The organism is Citrobacter sp. Cpo089 (genome assembly GCF_030332695.1).
Taxonomy (GTDB): domain Bacteria; phylum Pseudomonadota; class Gammaproteobacteria; order Enterobacterales; family Enterobacteriaceae; genus Citrobacter; species Citrobacter portucalensis.
In genome coordinates this window covers 1-23,550 of the sequence record NZ_JAOWHJ010000057.1, presented here as the reverse complement: position 1 = coordinate 23,550, position 23,550 = coordinate 1, and the positions used below count along the sequence as shown (strand labels likewise).

Genomic DNA, 23,550 nt, shown 5'->3' with positions numbered 1-23,550 from the left:
GGAGTTCATATGCTGCAGGTGAAAGAACTAAATCAATATTATGGTGGCAGCCATATTCTGCGCGGGGTGAGCTTTGAAGCGCGTATCGGCGAGGTGACATGCCTGCTGGGGCGTAACGGCGTGGGGAAAACAACACTACTAAAGTGTCTGATGGGGATTATTCCGGCCCGTAGCGGAAGCGTGCTCTGGCAGGATAAAAATGTCACTCACTGGAAGCCGCATCAGCGGGTCAGGGCCGGTGTGGCGTATGTCCCACAGGGGCGTGATATTTTTCCGCGTTTGACGGTAGAAGAGAATCTGCTGCTCGGTCTTTCCCGTTTTTCAGCACCGGAGGCCCGGCATGTGCCAGATGATATTTACGCGCTCTTTCCGGTTTTACAGGAGATGAAGCATCGGCGAGGCGGAGATTTGTCCGGCGGGCAACAGCAGCAACTGGCGATTGGGCGAGCGCTGGCAAGTCGCCCACAGCTGTTGATCCTCGATGAGCCCACCGAAGGGATTCAGCCTTCGGTAATTAAAGAGATTAGTCAGGTTATTTCTCAACTGGCGCACCGGGGTGATATGGCCATTTTGCTGGTGGAGCAGTTCTATGATTTTGCGCAGCAGCTAGCCGACAAATACCTGCTGATGTCGCGGGGCAGCATTATTCAACGCGGCGACGGTAAAAATATGGAGGCCGAGGGCGTACGGGGACTGGTTGCTATCTGAGGTATGCGACAGAGCGGCTTCGGCTCTGTCGTTATACTCATCAGCAGACCGCCGTCTGCCCCCAGGGCTTGGCGCGCATGCCTTTTATCATGAGCGCCCAGGCAAGAACGATCGCCACTATCAGCGCGACAAACAGCGACCATGGTGGCAATGTGGTTAAAATGACGCCGCTGACTAATGGGTTAACCGCTGCGCCAAGCCAGCCCAACGACTGGGCGGAAAAATAGCTGGCTTTCATGCCTGTTGGCGCGATGTTGTCGATAAGCATATATTCGCCCGGCGCGTAAATGACTTCGCCGATAGTGAAAAAGGCAGCAGAAATTCCCCATAACAACAGACTGTTGCCGGAAAAGGCGAAACCGATCAGGCCAACGACAAAGAAGACTGTACCCATTGTCATTAACGGGCGGATATTCGTGGCGGTGAGCCTGCGACCAAGTGCGTATTGCAGTGATACTACGATGGCGGCGTTCACGGGCAGGACCACCGCCACGACTTTCTCGGCAAAATCGCCATCGGCGACCACCATAACGTATTGCGAAATACAGGACGCAAAAGCACCGCCAACAAACGATGCCAGAAAGGCCGATAACGTAAACCAGAATAATGCCCGGTCGCGCAGGAGTACCGAAGGGGACCACACCGCGGCGTTTAAACCTTCTGATGGTGCTGTTGAACGTTTTACCCAGGTCTGGATAAACACCAGTGGCAATGCTGAACAGGCGGCAGCCAGCCAGAATGGCAGGTTAATGCTTTGCATCACCAGCAGCGTGCCCAGTGGTGGACCAACGGTCCAGCCAATATTCAGCACGGTATAGTTAAGCGAGAAAATTTTAGTCTTGTTGGTAGCAGACAGATTATCGGCAAACCAGGCCTTCAGCACCGTGGCGAAGACGGAGTAGGCACAGTTGATCAGAGCAAAGAGCAAAACCACTACCACCACGTTATGCACCAGTGGGATCGCAATAAAGCCGGACGCAAAGCCACAAATTGCCAGCAGCATAAAGCGTTTTTTTTCAAATTTATCGGCCAGGATGCCGAATCCAAGACTGAAAACGACGCCAATAGTCAGTGCTACTGTCATTGCATAACCGATCAGATCGACACCCAGGCCATACTGACGACTGAGGTAAATCGTCATGAATGGCAGAGTGGCGCCACGGCCAATTGTTAATAACAAAGATGACGCGAGTAACGCGAGAGTGGACCTTCTCAGAGAGATATTCATTTTCCTGCCCGACAATGCATGTTGTTATGTTTTTTTTAGATATAAGAAACAAATAGCATGCTAAAACTGTGATGTACACTCAATAAGTTGTCCGAAAATGCCTTGCGTAGCCTACCTGAAATAATGATCTGTTACGGCACAACGATTTCCGTTACTTTAACTTGTTTACAAAAATTTAATATTTGCAGGGGCGGTGGTATGTCGCGTAAAGACGGGTTATTGGCGTTACTGGTCGTTGTGGTTTGGGGACTGAACTTTGTGGTCATCAAAGTGGGGCTGCATAATATGCCCCCTTTAATGCTGGCAGGGCTGCGTTTTTTACTGGTGGCGTTCCCGGCAATACTCTTTGTTGCCAGGCCGAAAATCCCACTTTCGCTGTTGCTCGGCTATGGGCTGACCATCAGTTTTGGGCAGTTTGCGTTTCTCTTTAGCGCTATCAAATTCGGTATGCCTGCCGGGTTAGCTTCTCTGGTATTACAGGCTCAGGCGTTTTTCACCATCATTCTGGGGGCATTCGCCTTTGGCGAACGTCTGCAGGGTAAACAGCTGGTAGGCATTGCGCTGGCGGTATTTGGCGTGCTGGTGCTGATTGAGGCCAGTCTGAACGGGCAGCATGTTGGCATGCTCGGTTTTATGCTGACGTTGGCGGCGGCGCTAAGCTGGGCCTGTGGCAATATCTTTAACAAAAAAATCATGCAGCATACCTCGCGCCCGGCCGTTATGTCGTTGGTGGTATGGAGCGCGTTAATCCCTATTGCTCCGTTCTTCCTTGCTTCATTAATTCTCGATGGTCCAGCGCAAATTACCCAAAGTCTGGTGGCGATAGATATGACCACCATTCTGTCACTGGTTTATCTGGCGTTTGTGGCGACCATCGTGGGTTATGGTATCTGGGGTTCGTTACTCGGACGCTATGAGACCTGGCGTGTAGCGCCGCTGTCGCTGTTGGTGCCGGTCGTTGGACTGGCGAGTGCGGTTGTGCTGCTGGATGAAACGCTGACCGGATTGCAACTGCTCGGTGCGCTACTGATCATGGCTGGGTTGTATATCAATGTGTTTGGCTTTCGGTTGCGTAAGGTTGCGTCGGTGAGGGGCTAAAAAAAGCCCCGCAGTGGCGGGGCAATATAATTACAGGTTGCGCATATTGTAATAAGGCACACCTAATTCGTCGGACTTGTCGCTGCCTGCACCCATATGATTAAAATCGAACGGGGACTGATCGTGCGCAGGGGGCATAATCATCGCGTCGCGACTGTTCTGGGTGGCAGGTTGCGCGGTCTGTTCCGCCATGCTCTGGCCCGAAACAACAAACAGCAGGGCCAGCATTGCATAAGACAGAAGTTTCATGATTTCCTCGGTTACGTCGTTAACTGGCGTTTAGCAATTACATTGATTAAGTGGGAGCAAATAGCGTGATTCGCCGTGCATATTCGTCATACGGTATTTATGCGGCGGAACATCAAAATAGTTTTTGAATGTCCGGGTCAGCGTCTGCTGAGACTCAAAACCGTAACGCTCTGCCAGATAAAGAATAGGTTCGTTACTTTCTTTTAGTTTTTGCGCTATTTCAGTCATTTTACGGCTGCGAATGTATTGACCCAGTGAATGACCGGTTTCTTTTTTAAACATCCGTTGCAGGTGCCATTTGGAGTAACCTGAACGCTCTGACACTTTTTCCAGTGAGAGCGGCGATTCAAGGTTATTTTCGATCCAGTCCAAAATGCTATGAATAGTGATTGTGTCAGTATTGCGTCTGGACATCGTCATACCTCTTTCTGGTTACGGCAGGATTCTCTTAAGCAAGTGCTCAAGTGTGGCTACTTCATCCGCCGTTAAGTTTTTTGTTAGTTCCTGGTGCAGGTCTTGCCCTACTAATTGATGACACTGCTCGCAAATTGCTGCGCCATGCTCGGTGAGTTTCACCAGCACGCCACGCTTATCATGTGGATTCGGAAGCCTTTCTATCCAGCCTTTACAGGCCAGTCTGTCCAGCATCCGCGTCAGGGCGCCAAGGTCGACAGACAGCACTTTTTTCAATTCGACAGGGGTGATGCACACCGCGCAACGGATGGAGCAGAGCACCTTGAACTGCGATGCCGTGATATCCAGCGGTGACAAATAGTCGTTTAACAAACGATCTTTTTTCTGATTAACCATATAGATCAAACGACCCAGTGGGATGATTTCGTTAAACAGATCACTGGTGTTTTTCACAATGGTTGCCCTGGCAAGTAGTTAGTCACGGCTGATATTATTGCTTAGGCAAATATAAGTCAAACGAATGAATCCGCAAATGCCACGTTTTGATAAATCATCAGACTCAATACCTGGAATGTGGAAATTTAACGATCTGATAATTATGGTTGATACGTGCGGATGAAAAATGAATCCTTACATCGCGAAAATGGCTTATCTTCTGGATTTCACCGTATACTTGCCGTTGACGATTAACGCACAGGAAAGATGACATTATGATGGACTTGTTTAAAGCAATAGGGCTGGGGCTGGTAGTCCTGTTACCGTTGGCAAACCCGTTAACCACCGTGGCGTTGTTCCTTGGCCTCGCGGGCAACATGAACAGCGCAGAGCGTAACCGTCAGTCACTCATGGCATCTGTTTACGTGTTTGCCATCATGATGGTGGCGTACTATGCCGGGCAACTGGTGATGAATACCTTCGGGATTTCGATTCCCGGACTCCGTATTGCGGGTGGGTTAATCGTTGCGTTTATCGGCTTCCGGATGCTGTTTCCGCAGCAGAAGGCACATGATTCTCCGGAAGCGAGAAGCAAGTCAGAAGAGCTGGAAGACGAGCCGACTGCCAATATCGCCTTTGTACCGCTGGCTATGCCAAGCACTGCCGGTCCGGGGACGATTGCGATGATCATCAGTTCCGCGTCAACCGTGCGCCATGGCTCCGAATTTCCGGACTGGGTGATCATGATCGCGCCGCCGATTATTTTTGCGGTTGTTGGGATTATCCTGTGGGGCTGTTTGCGCAGTTCCGGGGGGATCATGCGCCTGGTCGGCAAAGGTGGTATCGAAGCGATTTCTCGTCTGATGGGCTTCTTGCTGGTGTGTATGGGCGTGCAGTTTATTATTAACGGCGTGCTGGAAATTATTAAAACCTACGCTTAGAACACTGTGCCCGGTAATCAGTAATGTCTACCGGGCTCATTTTTTACGAATGCTGAGGCTGTTCTTCCAGCGATATCGGCCATTTACGAAAGATAATCACCGACCATATCAACGCCACCACGGCAGGCACTGCGCCGACGTAACCAATCGTAGACATTGACCAGTGCAAACTCACCTGATTGCCTACCAGCGCGCCAGCGCCAATACCGATATTAAAGATGCCTGAGAACAGTGCCATTGCGACGTCAGTCGCATCAGGAGCAAGCGCCAGCACTTTCACCTGCATACCCAGACCTATCAGCATGATGGCGACGCCCCAGAAAATACTCAGGATAGCAAGGTGCATTTCGCTGTCAGCAGCGGGAAGTAACAACACCAGGCATACCGTCAACAGGGCAATGGCACTGCTAATCAGTACGGAAGCATGCAGATTCCCCAGCTTACCGAAAATGACGCTACCGACAATTCCCGCGCCACCCAGAACCAGCAACAGCACGGTAGCAAAGTTTGCGCTCAGACCCGCGACGGTCTGCACAAACGGCTCGATATAGCTGTAGGCCGTGTAATGTGCGGTGACCACAATCACCGTCAGTAGATACAGACTCATCAATGCCGGACGATGGAATAACACCGGCAGGCTTTTTAAAGAGCCGGAGTGCTCACTGGGTATTTTGGGCAGGAGCTTAATCAGGCAAAGCAGGGTAACTAACGCCCCCATGCCGATGGCGAAGAAGGTGGTGCGCCAGCCAAAATACTGACCGACAATGCGCCCGATGGGCAGACCCAATACCATAGCCAGCGCGGTGCCGGTGGCAATCAGGCTGAGAGCCTGTGCACGTTTACCGGCAGGAGCCAGGCGGATCGCCAGCGATGCGGTGATCGACCAGAAAATAGCGTGCGCAAAGGCAATACCAATACGGCTAATTACCAGCACGGTAAAATTCCATGCCAGGAAAGAGAGAATATGACTGGCGATAAACACAACAAACAGACAGATCAGCAGTTTTCGGCGCTCCACCTGACTGGTAAGTAACATAAAAGGGAGCGACATCAGGGCGACAACCCAGGCGTAGATCGTCAGCATGATCCCGACCTGAGCAGTCTGCATATTGAAGCTTTGTGCGATGTCGGACAGCAAGCCGACAGGGACAAACTCTGTGGTATTGAAAATAAAACCGGCAATGGCAAGCGTAACTACCCGTAGCCACGCGACCTTGCGGGAAACAGTGTCTGTTGTCATATCAAATAAGAGGATTAGCTGCGAAAAGGTAAGGCCACGATCTTAAAACGTTTGCTGGCGAAAATACAATCATTTTGTGATGCGGATCTCATTTCATTGGCAGGGCGCCACAATTTGCTGCCGAACATTCCTCATATTTTTAAGTATTTCAATAATAATGAAATTCCGGGCGTATGACTTCACCCGGATTTACAGGTATTCATGTTCTTTGAGGAGCGCCAGTTACTCCGGGCTCTGTGATAACTGAGGGTTCAACACCTCAATAAACGCTTCCAGCTGACGTGTCATTGCACCTCTGCGCCAGACCAGCCATGTATTCAGCCAGCGCCAGTTCTCGCTTAGCGGCCAGGCGTTGACCTGATGATGCCCTGGCATGCTCTCCAGCATCGAACGCGGGATCAGTGCGATACCCGCGCCGGCAATGACGCAGGCCAGCATGCCGTGATATGACTCCATTTCATGAATGGTGCCGGGCATGGCGCGATCGGCATGAAACCAGCTTTCAAAATGGCGGCGATAGGAACAGTTGGCGCGAAAGGCGTAAATACTGCAACCGTTGACGTCACTGGCCTGCTTAATGGGGGGATGACCGTTAGGCGTGACAATCATCATCTCTTCACGGTAGACCGGCATTCCTTCAAGTCCCGGATGGGTAATTGGACCATCGACAAAGGCAGCGTTCAATGTACCGTCGAGCACGCCGTCCAGCATTGTGCCTGAAGGACCTGTCGCCAGCGCGAACTGAATTTTGGGGTAACGCTGGTTATATTCAGCCAGCGTGGCGGGGATGCGAACTGCTGCTGTACTTTCAAGCGAGCCGAGAGAGAAGAGTCCTTGCGGCTCATCCCCGGCGACGACCATCCTGGCTTCCTCAACCAGTGCCAGGATCCGCTGGCTGTAGCGCAAAAAGTTGTGCCCGGATGGGGAAAGCCGCAGGCGCTGGTTTTCACGAATAAACAGATCAACACCCAGGTCGGCTTCAAGCTGACGTATACGGGTGGTGAGATTGGATGGCACGCGATGCACCTTCGCGGCGGCCTGCGTAATACTGCCAGTCTCCGCGACGGCATTGAACATTTCCAACTGCGTCAGATCCATAATATTCTCTATTCGTGAATGGTATGGTTAATATTATTCATTTTTCAGAAAGAGTAAATATGCTCATGATATAACCATACCCTGCGATAAAGAGAGGCACTTATGACTATCACAGCAGCAACACATGCGATTTCCATTGACCCTGCCAGCGGTGAAAGGCTGACGGCGACGCCGTGGGCCAGCGCGGAAGAGATTGATCATGCGCTGAACCTTGCCGCGAATGGCTATAACGAATGGAAACATACTTCCGTTGAGCACCGTGCGCAAACGCTGCGCCAGATCGGGCAAGCTCTGCGCCATCGTGCGGAAGAGATGGCGGAGTGTATCTCACGTGAAATGGGTAAACCCATTAAGCAGGCGCGTGCTGAAGTCGCCAAGTCAGCTGCATTGTGTGACTGGTACGCCGAGCATGGACCGGCGATGCTCAATCCGGAACCCACGCTGGTGGAGAATAACCAGGCGGTGATTGAGTATCGTCCGGTAGGAACCATTCTGGCGATCATGCCGTGGAACTTCCCGCTCTGGCAGGTAATGCGAGGTGCCGTCCCGATTCTGTTGGCCGGAAATGGCTATCTGTTAAAGCATGCGCCTAACGTAACCGGCTGTGCTGCAATTATTGCGCAGGTTTTCGCTGATGCTGGTGTACCCGCGGGGGTTTACGGTTGGGTGAATGCCGATAACGCCGGGGTCAGTCAAATGATCAATGACCCGCGTATCGCGGCGATAACGGTAACGGGAAGCGTACGTGCCGGTGCGGCGATTGGCGCCCAGGCGGGTGCCGCGCTGAAAAAATGTGTGCTTGAACTGGGCGGCTCCGATCCGTTTATTGTCCTCAATGATGCTGACCTCGATCTGGCCGTTAAGGCGGCGGTCGCTGGGCGTTATCAGAACACAGGGCAGGTTTGTGCGGCAGCCAAGCGCTTTATTATCGAAGAAGGGATTGCGGCAGAATTTACTTCACGCTTTGTGGCCGCTGCGAGTGCGCTCAAAATGGGCGATCCGCTAAACGAAGAAAACGATCTGGGGCCGATGGCGCGATTTGATCTGCGTGATGAGCTACACCAGCAGGTAGAAGCCACCCTTGCCGAAGGGGCACGGTTACTGCTCGGCGGGGAAAAAATTGCGGGTCAGGGCAATTACTATGCCGTGACGGTACTGGGCGATGTCACTCCGGAAATGACGGCGTTCCGCCAGGAGCTGTTTGGTCCGGTTGCGGCAATTACCGTGGCGAAGAATGTTGAACATGCCTTAGCGCTGGCGAATGACAGTGATTTCGGCTTATCCGCCACGGTGTTTACTGCGGATGAAGCGCTGGCGCAGAAGATGGCGTCACGCCTGGAGTGTGGTGGCGTATTTATCAATGGTTACAGCGCCAGTGATGCCCGCGTTGCGTTTGGTGGTGTGAAGAAAAGTGGCTTTGGCCGCGAACTTTCTCACTTTGGCCTGCATGAGTTTTGTAACGTGCAGACCGTCTGGAAAAACCGCCTTTGATGGTGTGGGTGCCTCCGCTGGGGGCACCTGTCTTATTTCTGCAATTTTTCTGTCATTTACTCTCCGTACACTCGCGACTAACGCTTTGATACAGAAGAGTAATATGAACATAACGCAAATTTCCCATCGTCTAATACCCCGTCAGTTCGGTCTGTTAACCGGCATTTTTTGCATTATTGCGCTGTTCTCAGTTTTGCAGGTCGTGTCCTCCTTGATGCTCTCGGCCTCAGTCAGTGACGCACAGCAGAATGAAGGGCGTAATCAACTCGCGCTTTTGCAGCAGGCAAAGGTTGATGAAGCGCGGGTGGCGTTATTATCTGCCAGCGATTTACTTAACCGTGCGGGGATTTATTTTATGCAGGATGCCGCCACCGGATCGGACGGGAGTTGGCGTCCGTTAATGGAAGAGGCGTATCGGGCGCTGGCGCAGTCAAAAAGTGCATGGGATGCCTGGCGGGATATGAAGCCGCAGTCGGATCCGGATCTAACAGAGAGCTATCAGCGTTTTTATAGCGGTATTAAGGAGCAGGCGGACGGGCTGATGCAGTCAGGTTCCATTGATGCGTTTTTTGCCGTACCCGTGCAGGCCTTTCAGACAGACTTTAACGGTAATTACGCGCGCTTTCAGCAGGGCAGTGGGCGACATGCGGAAGCTGGGCGTCAGCAGCTGTTGACCAGTCTTGAGCGTTTACAGAATCTATTTTTGTTTATTCCTCTGGTACTGGTGGTTATCGCCTTTCTGGTCTGGCGTAGTATGTTCCGTTGGGTGATTATGCCGCTGCGACGGCTGATCGATCATATCGATATTTTAGCGGCGGGTGATCTTTCCCGGCCAGCCCCGCAGGTGAGTCAGTTTAATCGGGAAGTGACGCAATTAAGTTCGCGTATTGCTGCAATGCAGCAGGGGCTCTGTGCGCTGGTACGGCAGGTGAATGATGCCACCACCGCAATGGTAGGAAATATCAACGAACTTGCGCAGAACAATAAACAACTATACCAGCAGTCGGCAAAACAAAGTGAAGAGTTGAGCACTGTGACATCGCATATTTCGGTTCTGGAAACGCATGTTGAGGATAACAGTGGCTTTGCTGAACTGGCGAATCAACGCGCAGTGCAGGCGCGTGATATTGCGGCAGGTGGAGACCGAATGATGGCGACGGTAAATGCGTCAATGCAGGCGATTGTGACTCGCTCGTCTGAAATGCGAGGGATTACAACGCTTATCGACAACATTGCATTTCAGACAAATATCCTGGCTCTCAACGCCGCAATCGAGGCAGCACATGCCGGGGAGCAAGGGCGCGGGTTTGCCGTGGTTGCGAAAGAAGTTGGGCTGCTGGCGCGAAAAAGCGGTCAGTCTACGCAAAACATTCAGACACTGATTAAACACTCGTTACAGGGCATTGAAGAGGGCTTTCACGCGGTTAATGGACTGGATAAGAATTTGCAGCAGGTTATCGCACTGGTGGAAAACCTCGGCGCGTTACTGAACGACATTTCGACTGCAACGTTAAATCAGGGGAACAGTATTCACCAGTTAACCCGTCAGCTCCATGTCCTGAACGGCGAAGCCCGACAAACCAGTGATTTGGTGAATGCTGCATCTGATTCTTCCTTACAGCTTCACCATGAATCTAACCAGCTTATGCAGGCCGTGGCCAGATTCCGCCTTCCGGCCTGACGTTGCGTATTCAGCTCTGTTATACTCGCAGGCCTTTCATACCTGCGAGCAAGGAGCATGTTGTGGCCAGGGCCATGGACAATTCAATTTTAGAGACCATTGTGCAGCAGGTTCGTCCGCTGATTGGTCAGGGTAAAGTCGCTGATTACATTCCGGCATTAGCCTCCGTCGACGGTTCAAAACTGGGTATTGCTATCTGTACCGTTGATGGGCAGCACTATCAGGCGGGAGATGCGCAAGAACGTTTTTCTATTCAGTCAATTTCAAAGGTGCTCAGTCTGGTCGTGGCGATGCGTCACTATCAGGAAGAGGAGATCTGGCAGCGCGTCGGCAAAGATCCTTCCGGTCATCCATTTAACTCCCTGGTGCAGCTGGAAATGGAGCAGGGTATCCCTCGCAACCCCTTTATTAATGCCGGGGCGCTGGTGGTTTGCGATATGCTGCAAGGGCGTCTAAGCGCACCTCGTCAACGGATGCTGGAAGTGGTGCGGGCATTAAGCGGCGTTTCGGATATCGCCTATGATGCGACGGTCGCGCGATCGGAGTTTGAGCACTCGGCGCGTAACGCCGCTATTGCATGGCTGATGAAATCCTTCGGCAATTTTCACCATGACGTGCCCACCGTTTTGCAGAACTATTTTCACTACTGCGCGCTGAAAATGAGCTGTGTGGAACTGGCGCGGACTTTTGTCTTTTTGGCAAATCAAGGGCATGCCTTTCATCTTGCGGAGCCTGTGGTCACACCGATGCAGGCCCGGCAGATCAATGCGCTGATGGCGACCAGCGGCATGTATCAGAACGCAGGGGAATTTGCCTGGCGGGTTGGGCTTCCGGCGAAATCTGGCGTCGGCGGCGGCATCGTGGCGATCGTGCCACACGAGATGGCGATTGCTGTCTGGAGTCCGGAACTGGATCCGGCGGGAAATTCACTGGCCGGTATCGCCGTGCTGGAACAATTAACACAACAGCTGGGGCGCTCGGTCTACTGATGAAAACGCTCGATCCTCTTTTTGTCCGGCTGGCGAAATCAACGTTTCGCTCGCGGTTTCGTCTTGGTCAGAAAGAAAGGCAGTATTGTCTGGATAAAGGGGCACCAGTTATCGAACAACATGCTGCGGATTTTATAGCTAAACGACTAGCACCTGCGTTTCCCGCCAATGATGGTAAACAGACTCCTATGCGTGGTCACCCGGTATTTATCGCTCAACATGCTACGGCGACGTGCTGTCGAGGGTGTCTGGCGAAATGGCATGATATACCTCAGGGTGTAGTGCTAAACGATGAACAGCAACGTTACGTTGTCACGGTTATTTACCACTGGTTAGTACTCCAAATGAACAAGCCATAGATAATATTTTCCTATGATATACCCCCTTGTGTTGTGTAATTGTTAAAAGCAGTATGAAGGGGTCAATCTAAGGAGAAACCATGGCTTCCGGCAAACCCTGCTTTGTGCTGAGCGCGACACAGATTCTGTCGCGAATCGACGAGCTCAGCGATGTTCTTGAACAGTGCGTCAATGACGGCGCCTCCATCAGTTTTATGCTGCCCTTTAATCGCGAAAAATCAGAGCCTTTCTGGATGAAGGTCGCGCAAAGTGTTTCTCGCGGAGAACGGATCGTTCTTGGTACGCAGAATGCGCAGGGGGTGCTTGTCGGTACCGTCCAACTCATTATCGATCAACCCGAAAATCAACCTCATCGTGCTGATGTCGCCAAACTGCTGGTTCACCCCTCAGCGCGACGCGGTGGCCTGGCCCGTGAATTGATGAACGAACTGGAAAGTTGCGCGCGTCAACAAGGTAAAACGCTGCTGGTGCTTGATACGGCGACTGGCAGTGGTGCGGAGTTGTTCTACCACAATTGCGGGTGGAAAAAGGTAGGGGTGATACCTGACTATGCCCAAATGCCCGATGGGACGCTGACCGGAACCACACTTTTCTATAAAACGCTCTAATTTGTCGCCGGGGATTGATCAAAACAGGGTTTCAATGTATTAAAGTTTGCTAACCTATTGGACCAATTCAATCAGGTTGTATGACTAATCATAAAGGGAACCCATTGTGCAAACACTAAATCGTCGCGATTTCCCCGGTGCTCAGTATCCTGAACGCATTATTCAGTTTGGTGAAGGAAACTTCCTGCGCGCCTTTGTAGACTGGCAGGTAGATCTGCTCAACGAACATACCGATCTGAACGCTGGTGTGGTCATTGTTCGTCCTATCGAAAGTTCCTTCCCGCCATCGCTGAGTACGCAGGATGGCCTCTATACCACTATCATTCGTGGTTTGAATGAGAAGGGCGAGGCCGTCAGTGATGCCCGTCTAATTCGTTCAGTTAACCGTGAAATCAGCGTCTATAGCGAATACGATGAGTTCCTGAAGCTGGCGCATAATCCTGATATGCGTTTTGTGTTCTCTAACACCACGGAAGCAGGTATCAGTTACCACGCGGGCGATAAGTTTGACGGCGCGCCAGCGGTTAGTTATCCGGCTAAACTGACGCGTCTGCTGTTCGAACGCTTCAGCTATTTTAACGGCGCATTGGATAAAGGCTGGATTATCATCCCTTGCGAACTGATTGATTATAACGGTGATGCGCTGCGTGAACTGGTTCTGCGCTACGCTCAGGAATGGGCGCTGCCGGAAGCGTTTATTCAGTGGCTGGATCAGGCCAATGCATTTTGCTCCACGCTGGTGGACCGTATTGTTACCGGCTATCCGCGTGATGAGGTAGCTAAGCTCGAAGCTGAACTGGGCTATCATGATGCTTTCCTCGATACCGCAGAACATTTCTATCTGTTTGTCATTCAGGGGCCGAAGTCATTAGCCGCAGAACTACGTCTGGATAAGTATCCGCTGAATGTCCTGATCGTGGATGACATCAAACCGTACAAAGAGCGCAAAGTGGCGATTCTCAACGGTGCTCACACCGCGCTGGTCCCTGTTGCCTGGCAGGCAGGGTTGGACACCGTGGGTGAGGCGATGAATGACGCTGAGATTTGTGCTTTCGTGGAGAAAGCGATCTATGAAGAGATCATTCCGGTACTGGATTTGCCACGTGATGAGTTAGCTTCTTTTGCCAGCGCGGTAACCGGTCGATTCTGCAACCCGTATATAAAACATCAGCTGCTGTCTATTGCCCTGAATGGCATGACCAAGTTCCGCACCCGTATATTGCCGCAACTGCTGGCAGGGCAACAGACCAGCGGTAAACTGCCGGCGCGTTTGACGTTTGCGCTTGCCGCGTTAATTGCTTTTTATCGTGGAGAGCGCAACGGTGAGTCTTATCCGGTTCAAGACGATGCTCACTGGATAGAACGTTTTCAACAGCTGTGGTCTCAGCATCGCGATCGCCAGATAAGTACCGAAGCGTTGGTCAAATCTGTACTGGGTGTCAAAGAACACTGGGAACAAGATATGACGCAGGTTTCTGGACTGGTGGAACAGGTCTCTACCGATCTGGATACCATTCTGGCAAAAGGTATGCGTGAAGCCGTTAAGCCACTGTGCTAAGACGACTACCGACAACCCGGCTCAGGCCGGGTTTTTTCTTGATATACATTAGTTACAACATACTGTGTGGTTTATATCATAAACCCGGTCTGTGACTTAGGTGCGGCTTCATTTTAAGCAGAACAAAAGTTGTTGGGATAATGTTGCGATTAACTTGCAACATTGATCGCTATCGCGTCTAATGTGACGGATTTCACATTTTCCCGAAGATAACCATGATCGTTCGTCCCCAACAACACTGGCTGCGCCTGATATTCGTCTGGCATGGTTCCGTATTATCTAAAATATTCTCACGGTTGCTGCTGAACTTCCTGCTCTCCATCGCCGTTATCATCATGTTGCCCTGGTATACGATGTTGGGTATCAAATTTACCCTGGCACCGTTCAGTATTCTGGGCGTGGCGATTGCTATCTTTTTAGGTTTTCGCAATAACGCCTGCTATTCACGTTATGTCGAAGCCCGACACCTGTGGGGGCAGTTGATGATTGCTTCCCGGTCACTACTTCGCGAGGTGAAAACCACCTTACCGGATGACGCCGAACTGGGGCAGTTTGTTCGTCTGCAAATCGCATTTGCCCACTGTTTACGCATGACGTTACGTCGAAACCCACAGGCAGAGCCGTTGGCGAAATATCTCAGCGAGAAAGATCTGCAGACGGTATTTTCCGCACAATCGCCAGCAAACCGCATTTTGTTGCTGATGGGGGAGTGGTTGGCCGTGCGCAGACGTGATGGACAGCTGTCCGATATATTATTTCATAGTTTAAACAACAGATTAAATGATATGTCGGCAGTACTGGCAGGTTGTGAGCGAATTGCGAATACGCCAGTGCCGTTTGCTTATACTTTGATCCTTCATCGCACTGTTTATCTGTTTTGTATCATGCTGCCATTCGCGTTAGTGGTGGATCTTCACTACATGACGCCGTTTATTTCAGTGCTTATTTCCTATACTTTTATCTCGCTCGATGCGCTTGCGGAAGAGCTTGAAGATCCGTTTGGTACTGAGAACAATGACCTGCCGCTGGATGCGATTTGCAATGCAATCGAAATCGATTTACTGCAAATGAACGATGAAACCAATGTGCCAGCAAAACATATGCCGGATAAACATTACCAACTAACTTAGTTTCGTTCTGTTTCCCACCATGCTGGCCGCATATCAGAAAACGAATGAAACTCCGGCGCCAGATCTTCATCATTAGGATCGTCAAAAGCGCCGGCTAAAAGCGCAATGACCGGAGCGTCATCGATGGCGCCCACGGAACTGCCACACTGAGGGCAAAAGGCCCGACTGGTGGTTTCAGATGAGCGCCAGGTTGTCGGTTTTCCGGCTTTTCCCGTCCATTCTACATTTTCTGCATCAAACTCAATCCAGACGACGGTCGGGGCACCAGTATGTTTCCGGCATATATCGCAGGAGCAGGTATGGGAATTATTAGGACTGCTGGCTGTGAAACGGATCGAGCCACACAGACACCCACCAATGTAGACTTTAGACATAACAACTCCCGTCAGAAACATGTGGCAAGACACTAGCAGATGCCTGACATAGCCACTAGATCCTTATGATAAAAAGGCGAGGGCGCGCATACTCGGTAGCCCAGTCCTGTGATCTGTCTGATGATAAATGCTTAACTATTGCGTCTGGCTACAATAAACAACCGCGGAAATGCCAGCAAAATATTGCCGTTTTCCTGCAACGGATATTGTTCCTGGAGCAGTTCATGGTAGCGAGCCAGGTAATGACGTTGCTCGCTTTCGCTCAAATCCTGCAGCCAGGGGCGGAGTCCCGTTGAGCTTACCCAGTCGATAATCGCCTGATGCGAATCCATAATGTGATAATACGTTGTACGCCAGATATCCACATCACAACCCGCTTCGGTCAAAATATCATAGTAGGCGTGAACGCCAGGAAGCGGAGCACGCCCCCGGTCGGGGTAATCTTGTTCATAAGCCACTTCGCGCATCAGTACATGCGTGGGCTCCAGCCAGTTATCCGGCATTTGCACGGCCAGAACGCCGTTGTGACCGAGTTGTGAGACCAAATGTGGGAATAAGTCATAGTGATCGGGCACCCACTGTAACGACGCATTTGCATAAAGCAGATCTACGGGATGCTCGGGCTTAAACTGGCTAATATCCGCTTCGATAAAATGGCAGTCAGGTAATGCGTTGCGCGCTTCATTCAGCATAGCAGGTGAAGAATCGACACCTGTTGTCTTTGCCGTGGGCCAGCGCTGATGCAGCAATGCCGTACTGTTTCCCGGACCACAACCAAGATCAACAACTGAGCGGACATTTTCTAACGCCACACGGCTGAGTAATTCTGCTGCGGGTCTTGAACGTTCAGTTGCATATTGCAGATAAAGCGAAGGGTTCCAGTCGGCCATGTATAAATCTCCAGTATGAGAGGAAAAGTCGGAAAAGGACGGTATAAGACCTTGCCGATGAGCCACTTATTTTAGAAGATTATATGAAAATGAATGATAAGGGCAGGAATATGCTGGAAACATCAAGGTTGATATTACGACAATGGGAGGCTAAAGACCGGGCCCCTTTTGCTGCACTCAATGCCGATTCTGACGTGATGCGCTTTTTCCCCGCGCCGCTAGAGAAAGCTGAAAGCGATAACCTGGCCGATAGATTTAGTGAAGGTATTGCAGAACGCGGCTGGGGATTTTGGGCCGTAGAGCTAAAAGAAACACACCAGTTTGTGGGCTGTGTGGGGTTGCATCCACAACCTGATAAATTTCATTTTTCACCCTGCACCGAAATAGGCTGGCGCCTTGCTAAAGCATACTGGCACCAGGGTCTGGCGTTAGAAGCCGCGCAAGCGAGTCTTGCATTTGCTTTTGACATACTGGCGCTAAATGAAGTCGTTTCATTTACTTCTGTGCTGAATAAACCGTCAGAGGATCTGATGATACGAATTGGTATGAATAAAACAGAAGAGTTTACGCATCCCGCGTTGCCGCCAGATCATCGATTGGCACAACATGTTCTGTATCGTCTTTGCCGATAATTAATCAGTCTATTTTGCTCCTTTTCTCATATCAGAGAAAATAACTAAGCCAATTCCAGCCAAAATAATGACGCTTGCGAGAAGGATTCTGACGGTGAGCGTTTCGCCCAAAAATATGATCCCACCGAGAGTGGCCAGACAAGGTACGCTGAGTTGAATAGTACTGGCCGTTGTGGACCGGAGTAAGGGGAGCAATGAATACCAGAGCAGATATGCACCTCCCGATGTAATTGCACCAGAAAGCACGCCCAGAACTAGTCCATATATATCAATATGAAGATGAGAGCGGAAGAACAGAGGAATAATCAATGCGACCGGGATTGCCAGGATGAAATTCCCCCCGGTTGAGGCAGCAGCATTCGTGATTTTCTTCCCTGTGATACTATAGAAAGCCCAGGCTAACCCAGCAATAACCATCATTATTGCGGCATAAAAGGAAGGACGCTCCACACCAGGAAATAGCAAAATCGCTATTCCAGCCAATGCCCCGAGTATTCCTGTTATTTTTAAAATTACGAGTTTCTCTCCCTGGGCTATTCCCCATACCGTCATGACGAGCTGAACGGTACCAAAGAGCAGCAGGGCACCAGCACCGGTGCTAAGAGAAACATAGGCAATGGAGAATGAAAAAACATAGATGCAAAGGAGCAGGGCATTTAACCACTTGAACTCAAATTTTCTGCTGTCAGATGTTATCGCGATAAATAAAAAAAGGGCAATTGCGCCACTTATCAATCTGATGCTGCTGAATGAGATAGCATCAGCATGCATACCCTTCAATGCGAGTCGGCAAAGCACTGAATTTCCAGCAAATGCGATCATTGCGATGATGATTCTGATGAGCAAGATAGCGTCCTTTAGTCAATACGAGGTTTAGCGCAATATGCAGGTGTTGCCTTCAAAAACAGGTGTGTTGATTAATATAGTTGCCAACATCAACGACTGTGTTCGTGCTGGGCTCGACATTAAGAACGACAAAACGCATTTGCGGGCAGAACTGCTCTGCACTTTTCTTGCTGCACTCAGTTTGTAGCCATCGATGCTCACCCTGTTCGGTTACAACCGTGTTCACGTTTCCGTATTCGCTGCACACAAAACCTTTTTCAGTTGCTCTTTGCCTTGCTGCCTCCAGGCTCAGACCAATAACATTCAGCTCATCGACCTCTTTGGCGAGTGTGCTGTCGGAAACACGGGTTAATGTGCAGCTCGACAGCGTAGAGGTAAATAGTAGCAAGAGCGCGAAGCGTAGGATGGTTTTGCTTTTTTTGTTTCGCATTGTCCGATATGTACTCAATTTTATTATCGTATTTCTGAAAGTAAGTGAAGTCACCTGGTTCAGTATATAACGAACGATTACATACCATTGCTTAAAAATCACAGATGTGCGGCTTTATACTTTTAAATGAAAGCTACTAAAGACAGAATCTCATGACGTAATAATTGAGACTATGTACTTTTGGTCAGAGATATGCATTTCAAATTAGCGACGATGAAGATAAGAGCCTACCCAGAGAAATGTCATCTTTCACATCAAATGAAGATCTCATTCTCACTAACATTGCGTAAGTGAAAGGCTGGTCTATGCTAAAAAAGCAATCAAATTTGCGTTGGCTTTTTGAATAATAACGATAATTCTCGCGTTTTCGGTGGCGAATATGAACAGGATTGTGATCGCTTTTTTAATGTGCTTTCTTTCCTCTTTGGTTGTTAACACATATGCGGCGGAACCTCGTCAGGAGCCCACCGAAAAGGAACGCGCGCGGACGGTTTATATTTTTCATCAACCGATTGTCATGCTCCAGGCGAAATTCGGCCTTACCACGCCAGAAGAGCGGGTGCTGCGCATCCGCAATACGCTACGAAATTTCACTGAAGCCGATGTTCGCGAACCGCTACAGGTTGTGTCGGTCACGCGTTATAACCAGCCGGGAAGGCTTATCGTGATGAACGGTAAACCGGTGATGTTGCTGACACAAGGTGATCTCGACGAAGGAGACGATCTTACGCTCGACCAGGCGGCGCAGCGCGTACTGGCGCGCATGGAGGCGCAGCGGTCTGCATTGAGCGATCAGTATAACAGCGGCTGGCTGGCGCTGTCGGCGGTGAAAACGGTGGCTGGTCTGGTGGGACTGGTGCTGTTTTGGTTCGGTGCATACCGTTCCTGGCGTTGGGTCAGACGCGTTTATCGTCGTCGCATTTTTGAGAACAAAAGCTGGATCCCCCAGAGTTGGCGGCGTTTTATCGGCGCTATCGAGACACGCCTGTACGCACTGTTGATGATCCTGCTTGGTATCGTTGCACTTTACGTTTGGCTGAGTTGGGTCTTTAGCCTGTTTCCCTGGACGCGCGTCTGGGGAGAGTCCCTTGGTGACTGGTCTGTACGCGTAGTGCGTGATATTGCATTGTCGATTGTCTCAGCGTTACCTGGCTTGATGATCGTCCTGATCATTTTTCTCATCACGGCGTTCATCCTGAAGTTGCTTAAAGTGGTTCTCAACCAGGTGGAGGCAGGGCGTTTGCAGTTGCCTGGAATTCACCCTGAAACCGTGGGCGCAACCCGGAAGTTGATCTCTGTGGTGGTGTGGCTCTTTGCGCTATCTGCAGCTTATCCCTTTTTGCCCGGAGCCAATTCACTGGCGTTTAAAGGCATCAGCGTTTTCTTTGGCCTGATGCTCACGCTGGGGTCGGCCGGGGTGATGAACCACGCAATGAGCGGACTGGTTTTGATCTATTCGCGCGCGCTGCGCAAAGGCGACATGATTCGGGTAGCGGACAACGAGGGATTGGTAAGCGAAATTGGTATGCTCGCGACCAAAATTATCACTCGTGAAAATTACGTGGTCACAGTGCCAAATGCGGTAGTGGTTAGTGGAAAAATTACTAACCTTAGCGCGCAAAGCACCAACGGCGGCGTCAACCTGACGGTCGGCGTTACCATTGGCTACGACACGCCCTGGCGTCAGGTCCACGCAATGCTGGAGTTGGCAGCCAAGCGGGCCAAAGGAATCGATCTTTCACAGCCGCCGTTGGTACGTCAGCTGAGTCTGATGGACTGGTATATTTCGTATGAATTGCAGGTGCGCCTGCTGCCGGATGTATCACTGGCAGATGCCCGTAATGAACTGCATAGCAATATTCAGGACGTCTTCAACGAATTTAACGTGCAGATTATGTCTCCGAATTTTGTGCTACAGCCAGAAAACAGCGTGATGGTGGCCAAAGAGAATTGGTATACCGCACCCGCAACACCGCCAGAAGGCGGGAAATAATGCGTTGGCTTTTTCTGCTAATTCCTCTGCTGTGCTGGCGCGCTATGGCGACAGGGCTTATCGGTCCTGAAGACGGCATGGTGGACATGAGCCGTTATTTACAAGAAAACCCGTACGGTTTTCTACCGATTCCGCTGGTTATTACCGAACCGGCCGTTGGTTATGGCGGCGGCCTGTTCGGTCTGTTTCTGCATGGCAAGGGACGACAGGTTGATGGGCAGTTTATTCCCCCGGCCATGAGCGCGTTTGGCGGTGGCGGAACGTAAAACGGTACTGCATAACCAGCTGTAGTCGAGAGCCATCATCCAAAACTGTTAGCGCTGTTGAGGCAACTGCGCTTGAAAGGGTTTTGAGGCGTCATTATTTAGCAGCACAAGGATGACCATAAAACAGCAGATTCCGCCTTTATCTATGTCAGTGCGCATAATGTATATTATGTTAAATTTAGTCCGTCGGTCATTTAGTTCATAACCGGCCACAGGATACGATTAATCATACACTTACCTACCCCTCTATCTTCTTCTTGCAGGACGTTATGTTTGTCGGTTACTTTGTTCATATCCACACCATTGATAAGGTTAAGTGCCGCGTGTTCATACTTACACAACTCAATATCAACCAACGGCAGCGTTTATGGGCACTGATGGATACTCACACGCGCCAGCCGCTTTTATATCCGTTAATATATCTTATCGACCATCTTGCTTTGCGTTCATCAGCCACGCAATCCGCTTCACTTCAAGCGCTCAAGTTTTTCTATGAATTCTGGCACCAGAAACATGGTGTGACTTTTTGCTTCAGTTTCTATTCCTCGAACCACAATCCATTGATTGCCATTGATGAACTTACAGCCTTTTTTCATTATCTGGAAAATACGCATTTATATGTACCAGCGTTAACCATAAGGTCTACTACGCAGACCACGCCTCAACGTTGTACAAATATCAGGCATGTACATTCGGTTATTCGTTTTATCAGATATTTGATTAACACGTATATCTCGCCGAGATATATAGATGGCACGCCTAAAGAGCTTACACGACTTGCCACGCAGTTAACGGGACGTTTATCGATACATAAGGCAGAATTCCGTACTCTTACCCATTCTCGTCAGATGAACAATGGCACGACCCATAAACGCTTTCGAAGTCTGACTGCTGAGATGGTCATGGCTTTTTACCAAATCATTACACCCGGTTCAATTTCAAAGAAAAACCCACTCAATCCCTTCCCCGCTGGTGAAATCCAGCTACGTAATTTTCTGATTTGCAGATTGCTTTTAAATTACGGATTGCGTGTCAGTGAATTACTGCTTTTGGAGTGTCATTCGATCAAACCAAATCTCCGAGGGGATCAGTTCAGCCTGATTGTGACCACAGTAGATGACGACGTTTCGGATCAACGAAAAAGATTGCCTTCATTAAAAAATGTTTATGCAAACCGGGTGCTGGCATTAGATAAACTGGACTTTCATTTTCTAAATATATATATCCATAAAATCCGCCCTCAAGCCTCCCATAGTTTTCTGTTCACTTCCACCCAAAGACTACATCCGCCACTGTCATACCATGCAGTCTATGATATCTTTACCCGTATTGATGACATTATGAGTGTGCAGTATCCTGAATATAAAAAAGATGAATATTATGATGCCATTGAAAGCATCTCGCCTCATATAACGCGGCATACTTGGGCTTATTTAACACTTCAACGTATTTATCGTGATAAACTTCAAAAAATTAAGGCCAACTCACACTTGGCAGCCATAGACTTTTCTATCGTTGGATTGATGGATGAAGCCAAGGATGAATTACGGCTACTTGGCGGTTGGAGTCACAATAGCCATATGCCTGATCTTTACGCTAAAAGATTTCTATCTCAGCAGGCTAATACGGCCAATCTTCAGCGAATTGTGATTGATAACGAAGCCCTGAAATCAACCTTTTCCCATGTATGCGATGAATGGAGTGCATATGAGTCGAATCAATAAACAGTTAAATGCGTCGAACAGCAACATTTACACACCTGTATTTGTTGAGAGTATTTTAAAGGTTAATATACCAGTTAGTATTTATCTTAAATCGGCAGATCATTTTGATGACAAATATATCAGCTCAACAAGTGACAGTTGGGTATTCGATTATTCAGGAAGCCGCTGCTATGCCCACTTTCGTCAGGATAAAATCAGCAACCAATTAATCAAATATATTTGCTTCCATTATGCATCTGCCAAGTGTCCAGCTCAGGTTCCTGGGGTACTCCATGCGTGGTCTTTGGCAACTGATCATTGCATAAGCAAATCTGCTTTCACTTTTACGGTGTTGAAAGATTACCTCGAAACTCAGGAAATTAAACCTCAATATTTCTACTTTATCATTTTCGGCCTAAAAATCCTCTGTACCGAAGCATTCCCTGGTTTTACCCTCGAAGATTATGAAGACCTCGAATTCATCCCTCGCCCGCACTCCCATGACTGGGGAATCTATCAGGAAATTGATCATGTTCTGGATCCCCTCGAAAAAAACATGATCAGTAAAGGCTTGTTTGAAATGGCTGTGGCGATTCGGTATGGCGAAAACTACAGTCTGAACACCATGCGAGATGCAGTAATTCTGGGACTGACGTATGTCACCGGTGCCCGACCGGTACAACTGGCCAAGCTGGCGGTAAAAGATTTACGTATTGATACCCGAAACTCCGAAACCGGATTAATACGATATAGCTTACTCCTTCCTTACGCCAAACAGCGGCACGTAACGACTGAACGTCTGTTTTTGGCGATTCCAGCTGAAATCGGCGCGTTGATTAGGCACTATATCGAGCGAGCGGGTAATGACTCCAACTTATTGATAGTGTTTTATGTTCAGATAATGCCCGATGACTTTGTCATGCAGCTCCACCGATTTTGAGAACGACAGCGACTTCCGTCCCAGCCGTGCCAGGTGCTGCCTCAGATTCAGGTTATGCCGCTCAATTCGCTGCGTATATCGCTTGCTGATTACGTGCAGCTTTCCCTTCAGGCGGGATTCATACAGCGGCCAGCCATCCGTCATCCATATCACCACGTCAAAGGGTGACAGCAGGCTCATAAGACGCCCCAGCGTCGCCATAGTGCGTTCACCGAATACGTGCGCAACAACCGTCTTCCGGAGCCTGTC

The 23,550-nt window shown here is 49.8% G+C and carries 23 protein-coding genes and 3 pseudogenes; 15 read left to right on the top strand and 11 right to left on the bottom strand.

Annotated elements, in window-relative coordinates:
• Window positions 1-9 precede the first annotated feature (9 nt).
• Window positions 10-708, top strand: coding sequence for an urea ABC transporter ATP-binding subunit UrtE (urtE, locus tag OGX92_RS12610; protein WP_003832931.1), 699 nt, complete (start codon window positions 10-12; stop codon window positions 706-708).
• A gap of 40 nt (window positions 709-748) precedes the next feature.
• On the opposite strand, the gene ydeE is transcribed toward urtE, so the two are convergent.
• Entirely contained in the window at window positions 749-1,936 is a 1,188-nt protein-coding gene (gene ydeE / locus OGX92_RS12605; protein WP_240389348.1) for an efflux MFS transporter YdeE, read from the bottom strand.
• Window positions 1,937-2,134: 198 nt separating this feature from the next.
• On the opposite strand from ydeE, the gene eamA reads away from it, so the two are divergent.
• Window positions 2,135-3,034, top strand: a complete 900-nt coding sequence (gene eamA, locus OGX92_RS12600; protein WP_126957165.1) for an O-acetylserine/cysteine exporter — start codon at window positions 2,135-2,137, stop codon at window positions 3,032-3,034.
• 30 nt (window positions 3,035-3,064) lie between these two features.
• Here the strand turns inward: eamA and marB are convergent, their stop codons facing one another.
• From marB to marR, 3 genes are read right to left on the bottom strand one after another with little or no spacing between them, the layout of a single operon-like run.
• The gene (gene marB / locus OGX92_RS12595; protein ID WP_003832934.1) at window positions 3,065-3,283 is read right to left on the bottom strand and encodes a multiple antibiotic resistance protein MarB; all 219 of its coding nucleotides are present in this window, start codon (window positions 3,281-3,283) and stop codon (window positions 3,065-3,067) included.
• Between the two features lie 30 nt (window positions 3,284-3,313).
• Complete coding sequence (marA, locus tag OGX92_RS12590; protein WP_003032424.1) at window positions 3,314-3,697, bottom strand: MDR efflux pump AcrAB transcriptional activator MarA; 384 nt, start codon at window positions 3,695-3,697, stop codon at window positions 3,314-3,316.
• 18 nt (window positions 3,698-3,715) lie between these two features.
• A complete protein-coding gene (gene marR / locus OGX92_RS12585; RefSeq protein WP_003832935.1) occupies window positions 3,716-4,150 on the bottom strand; it encodes a multiple antibiotic resistance transcriptional regulator MarR in 435 nt (144 codons plus the stop codon).
• 257 nt (window positions 4,151-4,407) lie between these two features.
• On the opposite strand from marR, the gene OGX92_RS12580 reads away from it, so the two are divergent.
• Window positions 4,408-5,073 (top strand): MarC family NAAT transporter, encoded by a 666-nt coding sequence (locus OGX92_RS12580; protein WP_063941584.1) that lies wholly within the window; start codon window positions 4,408-4,410, stop codon window positions 5,071-5,073.
• Window positions 5,074-5,116: 43 nt separating this feature from the next.
• Here OGX92_RS12580 and OGX92_RS12575 read toward each other — a convergent pair whose 3' ends face one another.
• Together OGX92_RS12575 and ptrR are read right to left on the bottom strand one after the other, a co-directional pair.
• The gene (locus tag OGX92_RS12575; protein WP_286586610.1) at window positions 5,117-6,313 is read right to left on the bottom strand and encodes a sugar transporter; all 1,197 of its coding nucleotides are present in this window, start codon (window positions 6,311-6,313) and stop codon (window positions 5,117-5,119) included.
• Window positions 6,314-6,535: 222 nt separating this feature from the next.
• Window positions 6,536-7,411, bottom strand: a complete 876-nt coding sequence (ptrR, locus tag OGX92_RS12570; protein WP_240389346.1) for a putrescine utilization regulator PtrR — start codon at window positions 7,409-7,411, stop codon at window positions 6,536-6,538.
• 102 nt (window positions 7,412-7,513) lie between these two features.
• Here ptrR and sad point away from each other — a divergent pair, with 102 nt between their 5' ends.
• From sad to OGX92_RS12535, 7 genes are all read left to right on the top strand, one after another.
• Window positions 7,514-8,902 (top strand): succinate-semialdehyde dehydrogenase, encoded by a 1,389-nt coding sequence (gene sad, locus OGX92_RS12565; protein ID WP_286586609.1) that lies wholly within the window; start codon window positions 7,514-7,516, stop codon window positions 8,900-8,902.
• A 103-nt stretch (window positions 8,903-9,005) separates the two neighbouring features.
• Entirely contained in the window at window positions 9,006-10,583 is a 1,578-nt protein-coding gene (locus OGX92_RS12560) for a methyl-accepting chemotaxis protein (RefSeq protein ID WP_164562790.1), read from the top strand.
• A 62-nt stretch (window positions 10,584-10,645) separates the two neighbouring features.
• A complete protein-coding gene (gene glsB, locus OGX92_RS12555) occupies window positions 10,646-11,572 on the top strand; it encodes a glutaminase B (RefSeq protein ID WP_003832944.1) in 927 nt (308 codons plus the stop codon).
• A complete protein-coding gene (locus tag OGX92_RS12550; protein ID WP_193133998.1) occupies window positions 11,572-11,931 on the top strand; it encodes a DUF4186 domain-containing protein in 360 nt (119 codons plus the stop codon). The genes glsB and OGX92_RS12550 overlap by 1 nt, the downstream gene beginning before the upstream one ends.
• A gap of 80 nt (window positions 11,932-12,011) precedes the next feature.
• Complete coding sequence (locus OGX92_RS12545; RefSeq protein WP_149280930.1) at window positions 12,012-12,539, top strand: GNAT family N-acetyltransferase; 528 nt, start codon at window positions 12,012-12,014, stop codon at window positions 12,537-12,539.
• Window positions 12,540-12,645: 106 nt separating this feature from the next.
• Window positions 12,646-14,097, top strand: coding sequence for a tagaturonate reductase (locus tag OGX92_RS12540; protein ID WP_286586608.1), 1,452 nt, complete (start codon window positions 12,646-12,648; stop codon window positions 14,095-14,097).
• 215 nt (window positions 14,098-14,312) lie between these two features.
• Window positions 14,313-15,227 (top strand): bestrophin family protein, encoded by a 915-nt coding sequence (locus tag OGX92_RS12535; protein WP_063941590.1) that lies wholly within the window; start codon window positions 14,313-14,315, stop codon window positions 15,225-15,227.
• Here OGX92_RS12535 and OGX92_RS12530 read toward each other — a convergent pair.
• Window positions 15,224-15,601 (bottom strand): GFA family protein, encoded by a 378-nt coding sequence (locus tag OGX92_RS12530; protein ID WP_003832953.1) that lies wholly within the window; start codon window positions 15,599-15,601, stop codon window positions 15,224-15,226. The genes OGX92_RS12535 and OGX92_RS12530 overlap by 4 nt on opposite strands.
• Window positions 15,602-15,732: 131 nt before the next feature.
• Window positions 15,733-16,491 carry a trans-aconitate 2-methyltransferase gene (tam, locus tag OGX92_RS12525; RefSeq protein ID WP_126318110.1) on the bottom strand — a complete coding sequence of 253 codons (759 nt, stop codon included), beginning with the start codon at window positions 16,489-16,491 and terminating at the stop codon, window positions 15,733-15,735.
• Between the two features lie 110 nt (window positions 16,492-16,601).
• Between tam and OGX92_RS12520 the strand changes: the two genes are divergently transcribed.
• Window positions 16,602-17,123, top strand: coding sequence for a GNAT family N-acetyltransferase (locus OGX92_RS12520; protein WP_191222609.1), 522 nt, complete (start codon window positions 16,602-16,604; stop codon window positions 17,121-17,123).
• A 9-nt stretch (window positions 17,124-17,132) separates the two neighbouring features.
• Here the strand turns inward: OGX92_RS12520 and OGX92_RS12515 are convergent, their stop codons facing one another.
• Both OGX92_RS12515 and OGX92_RS12510 read right to left on the bottom strand, forming a co-directional pair.
• Window positions 17,133-17,969: a DMT family transporter gene (locus tag OGX92_RS12515; protein ID WP_275146189.1), complete on the bottom strand. Its 837-nt coding sequence runs from the start codon at window positions 17,967-17,969 to the stop codon at window positions 17,133-17,135.
• A gap of 52 nt (window positions 17,970-18,021) precedes the next feature.
• The gene (locus tag OGX92_RS12510) at window positions 18,022-18,399 is read right to left on the bottom strand and encodes a hypothetical protein (RefSeq protein WP_275146188.1); all 378 of its coding nucleotides are present in this window, start codon (window positions 18,397-18,399) and stop codon (window positions 18,022-18,024) included.
• Window positions 18,400-18,778: 379 nt separating this feature from the next.
• Here OGX92_RS12510 and OGX92_RS12505 point away from each other — a divergent pair, with 379 nt between their 5' ends.
• From OGX92_RS12505 to OGX92_RS12490, 4 genes and pseudogenes are all read left to right on the top strand, one after another.
• Complete coding sequence (locus OGX92_RS12505) at window positions 18,779-20,392, top strand: mechanosensitive ion channel family protein (protein WP_032943434.1); 1,614 nt, start codon at window positions 18,779-18,781, stop codon at window positions 20,390-20,392.
• Window positions 20,392-20,655, top strand: a pseudogene (locus tag OGX92_RS12500) (BamA/TamA family outer membrane protein); the annotation flags it as partial. The gene OGX92_RS12505 and the pseudogene OGX92_RS12500, both read left to right, overlap by 1 nt.
• A gap of 326 nt (window positions 20,656-20,981) precedes the next feature.
• Window positions 20,982-22,382, top strand: a complete 1,401-nt coding sequence (locus tag OGX92_RS12495; protein WP_001388361.1) for a site-specific integrase — start codon at window positions 20,982-20,984, stop codon at window positions 22,380-22,382.
• Window positions 22,366-23,220 (top strand): annotated as a pseudogene (locus OGX92_RS12490) (site-specific integrase); the annotation flags it as partial. The gene OGX92_RS12495 and the pseudogene OGX92_RS12490, both read left to right, overlap by 17 nt.
• Before the next feature lie 15 nt (window positions 23,221-23,235).
• Here OGX92_RS12490 and OGX92_RS12485 read toward each other — a convergent pair.
• Window positions 23,236-23,550: pseudogene (locus OGX92_RS12485) on the bottom strand (IS1-like element IS1B family transposase); the annotation flags it as partial.

What these genes read in the sequence shown, in the direction of transcription:
- urtE (WP_003832931.1), top strand. Translation starts at nt 10, where the DNA reads ATGCTGCAGGTGAAAGAACTAAATCAATATTATGGTGGCAGCCATATT.
- ydeE (WP_240389348.1), bottom strand. Translation starts at nt 1,936, where the DNA reads ATGAATATCTCTCTGAGAAGGTCCACTCTCGCGTTACTCGCGTCATCT.
- eamA (WP_126957165.1), top strand. Translation starts at nt 2,135, where the DNA reads ATGTCGCGTAAAGACGGGTTATTGGCGTTACTGGTCGTTGTGGTTTGG.
- marB (WP_003832934.1), bottom strand. Translation starts at nt 3,283, where the DNA reads ATGAAACTTCTGTCTTATGCAATGCTGGCCCTGCTGTTTGTTGTTTCG.
- marA (WP_003032424.1), bottom strand. Translation starts at nt 3,697, where the DNA reads ATGTCCAGACGCAATACTGACACAATCACTATTCATAGCATTTTGGAC.
- OGX92_RS12580 (WP_063941584.1), top strand. Translation starts at nt 4,408, where the DNA reads ATGATGGACTTGTTTAAAGCAATAGGGCTGGGGCTGGTAGTCCTGTTA.
- OGX92_RS12575 (WP_286586610.1), bottom strand. Translation starts at nt 6,313, where the DNA reads ATGACAACAGACACTGTTTCCCGCAAGGTCGCGTGGCTACGGGTAGTT.
- ptrR (WP_240389346.1), bottom strand. Translation starts at nt 7,411, where the DNA reads ATGGATCTGACGCAGTTGGAAATGTTCAATGCCGTCGCGGAGACTGGC.
- sad (WP_286586609.1), top strand. Translation starts at nt 7,514, where the DNA reads ATGACTATCACAGCAGCAACACATGCGATTTCCATTGACCCTGCCAGC.
- OGX92_RS12560 (WP_164562790.1), top strand. Translation starts at nt 9,006, where the DNA reads ATGAACATAACGCAAATTTCCCATCGTCTAATACCCCGTCAGTTCGGT.
- OGX92_RS12550 (WP_193133998.1), top strand. Translation starts at nt 11,572, where the DNA reads ATGAAAACGCTCGATCCTCTTTTTGTCCGGCTGGCGAAATCAACGTTT.
- OGX92_RS12545 (WP_149280930.1), top strand. Translation starts at nt 12,012, where the DNA reads ATGGCTTCCGGCAAACCCTGCTTTGTGCTGAGCGCGACACAGATTCTG.
- OGX92_RS12535 (WP_063941590.1), top strand. Translation starts at nt 14,313, where the DNA reads ATGATCGTTCGTCCCCAACAACACTGGCTGCGCCTGATATTCGTCTGG.
- OGX92_RS12530 (WP_003832953.1), bottom strand. Translation starts at nt 15,601, where the DNA reads ATGTCTAAAGTCTACATTGGTGGGTGTCTGTGTGGCTCGATCCGTTTC.
- tam (WP_126318110.1), bottom strand. Translation starts at nt 16,491, where the DNA reads ATGGCCGACTGGAACCCTTCGCTTTATCTGCAATATGCAACTGAACGT.
- OGX92_RS12520 (WP_191222609.1), top strand. Translation starts at nt 16,602, where the DNA reads ATGCTGGAAACATCAAGGTTGATATTACGACAATGGGAGGCTAAAGAC.
- OGX92_RS12510 (WP_275146188.1), bottom strand. Translation starts at nt 18,399, where the DNA reads ATGCGAAACAAAAAAAGCAAAACCATCCTACGCTTCGCGCTCTTGCTA.
- OGX92_RS12505 (WP_032943434.1), top strand. Translation starts at nt 18,779, where the DNA reads ATGAACAGGATTGTGATCGCTTTTTTAATGTGCTTTCTTTCCTCTTTG.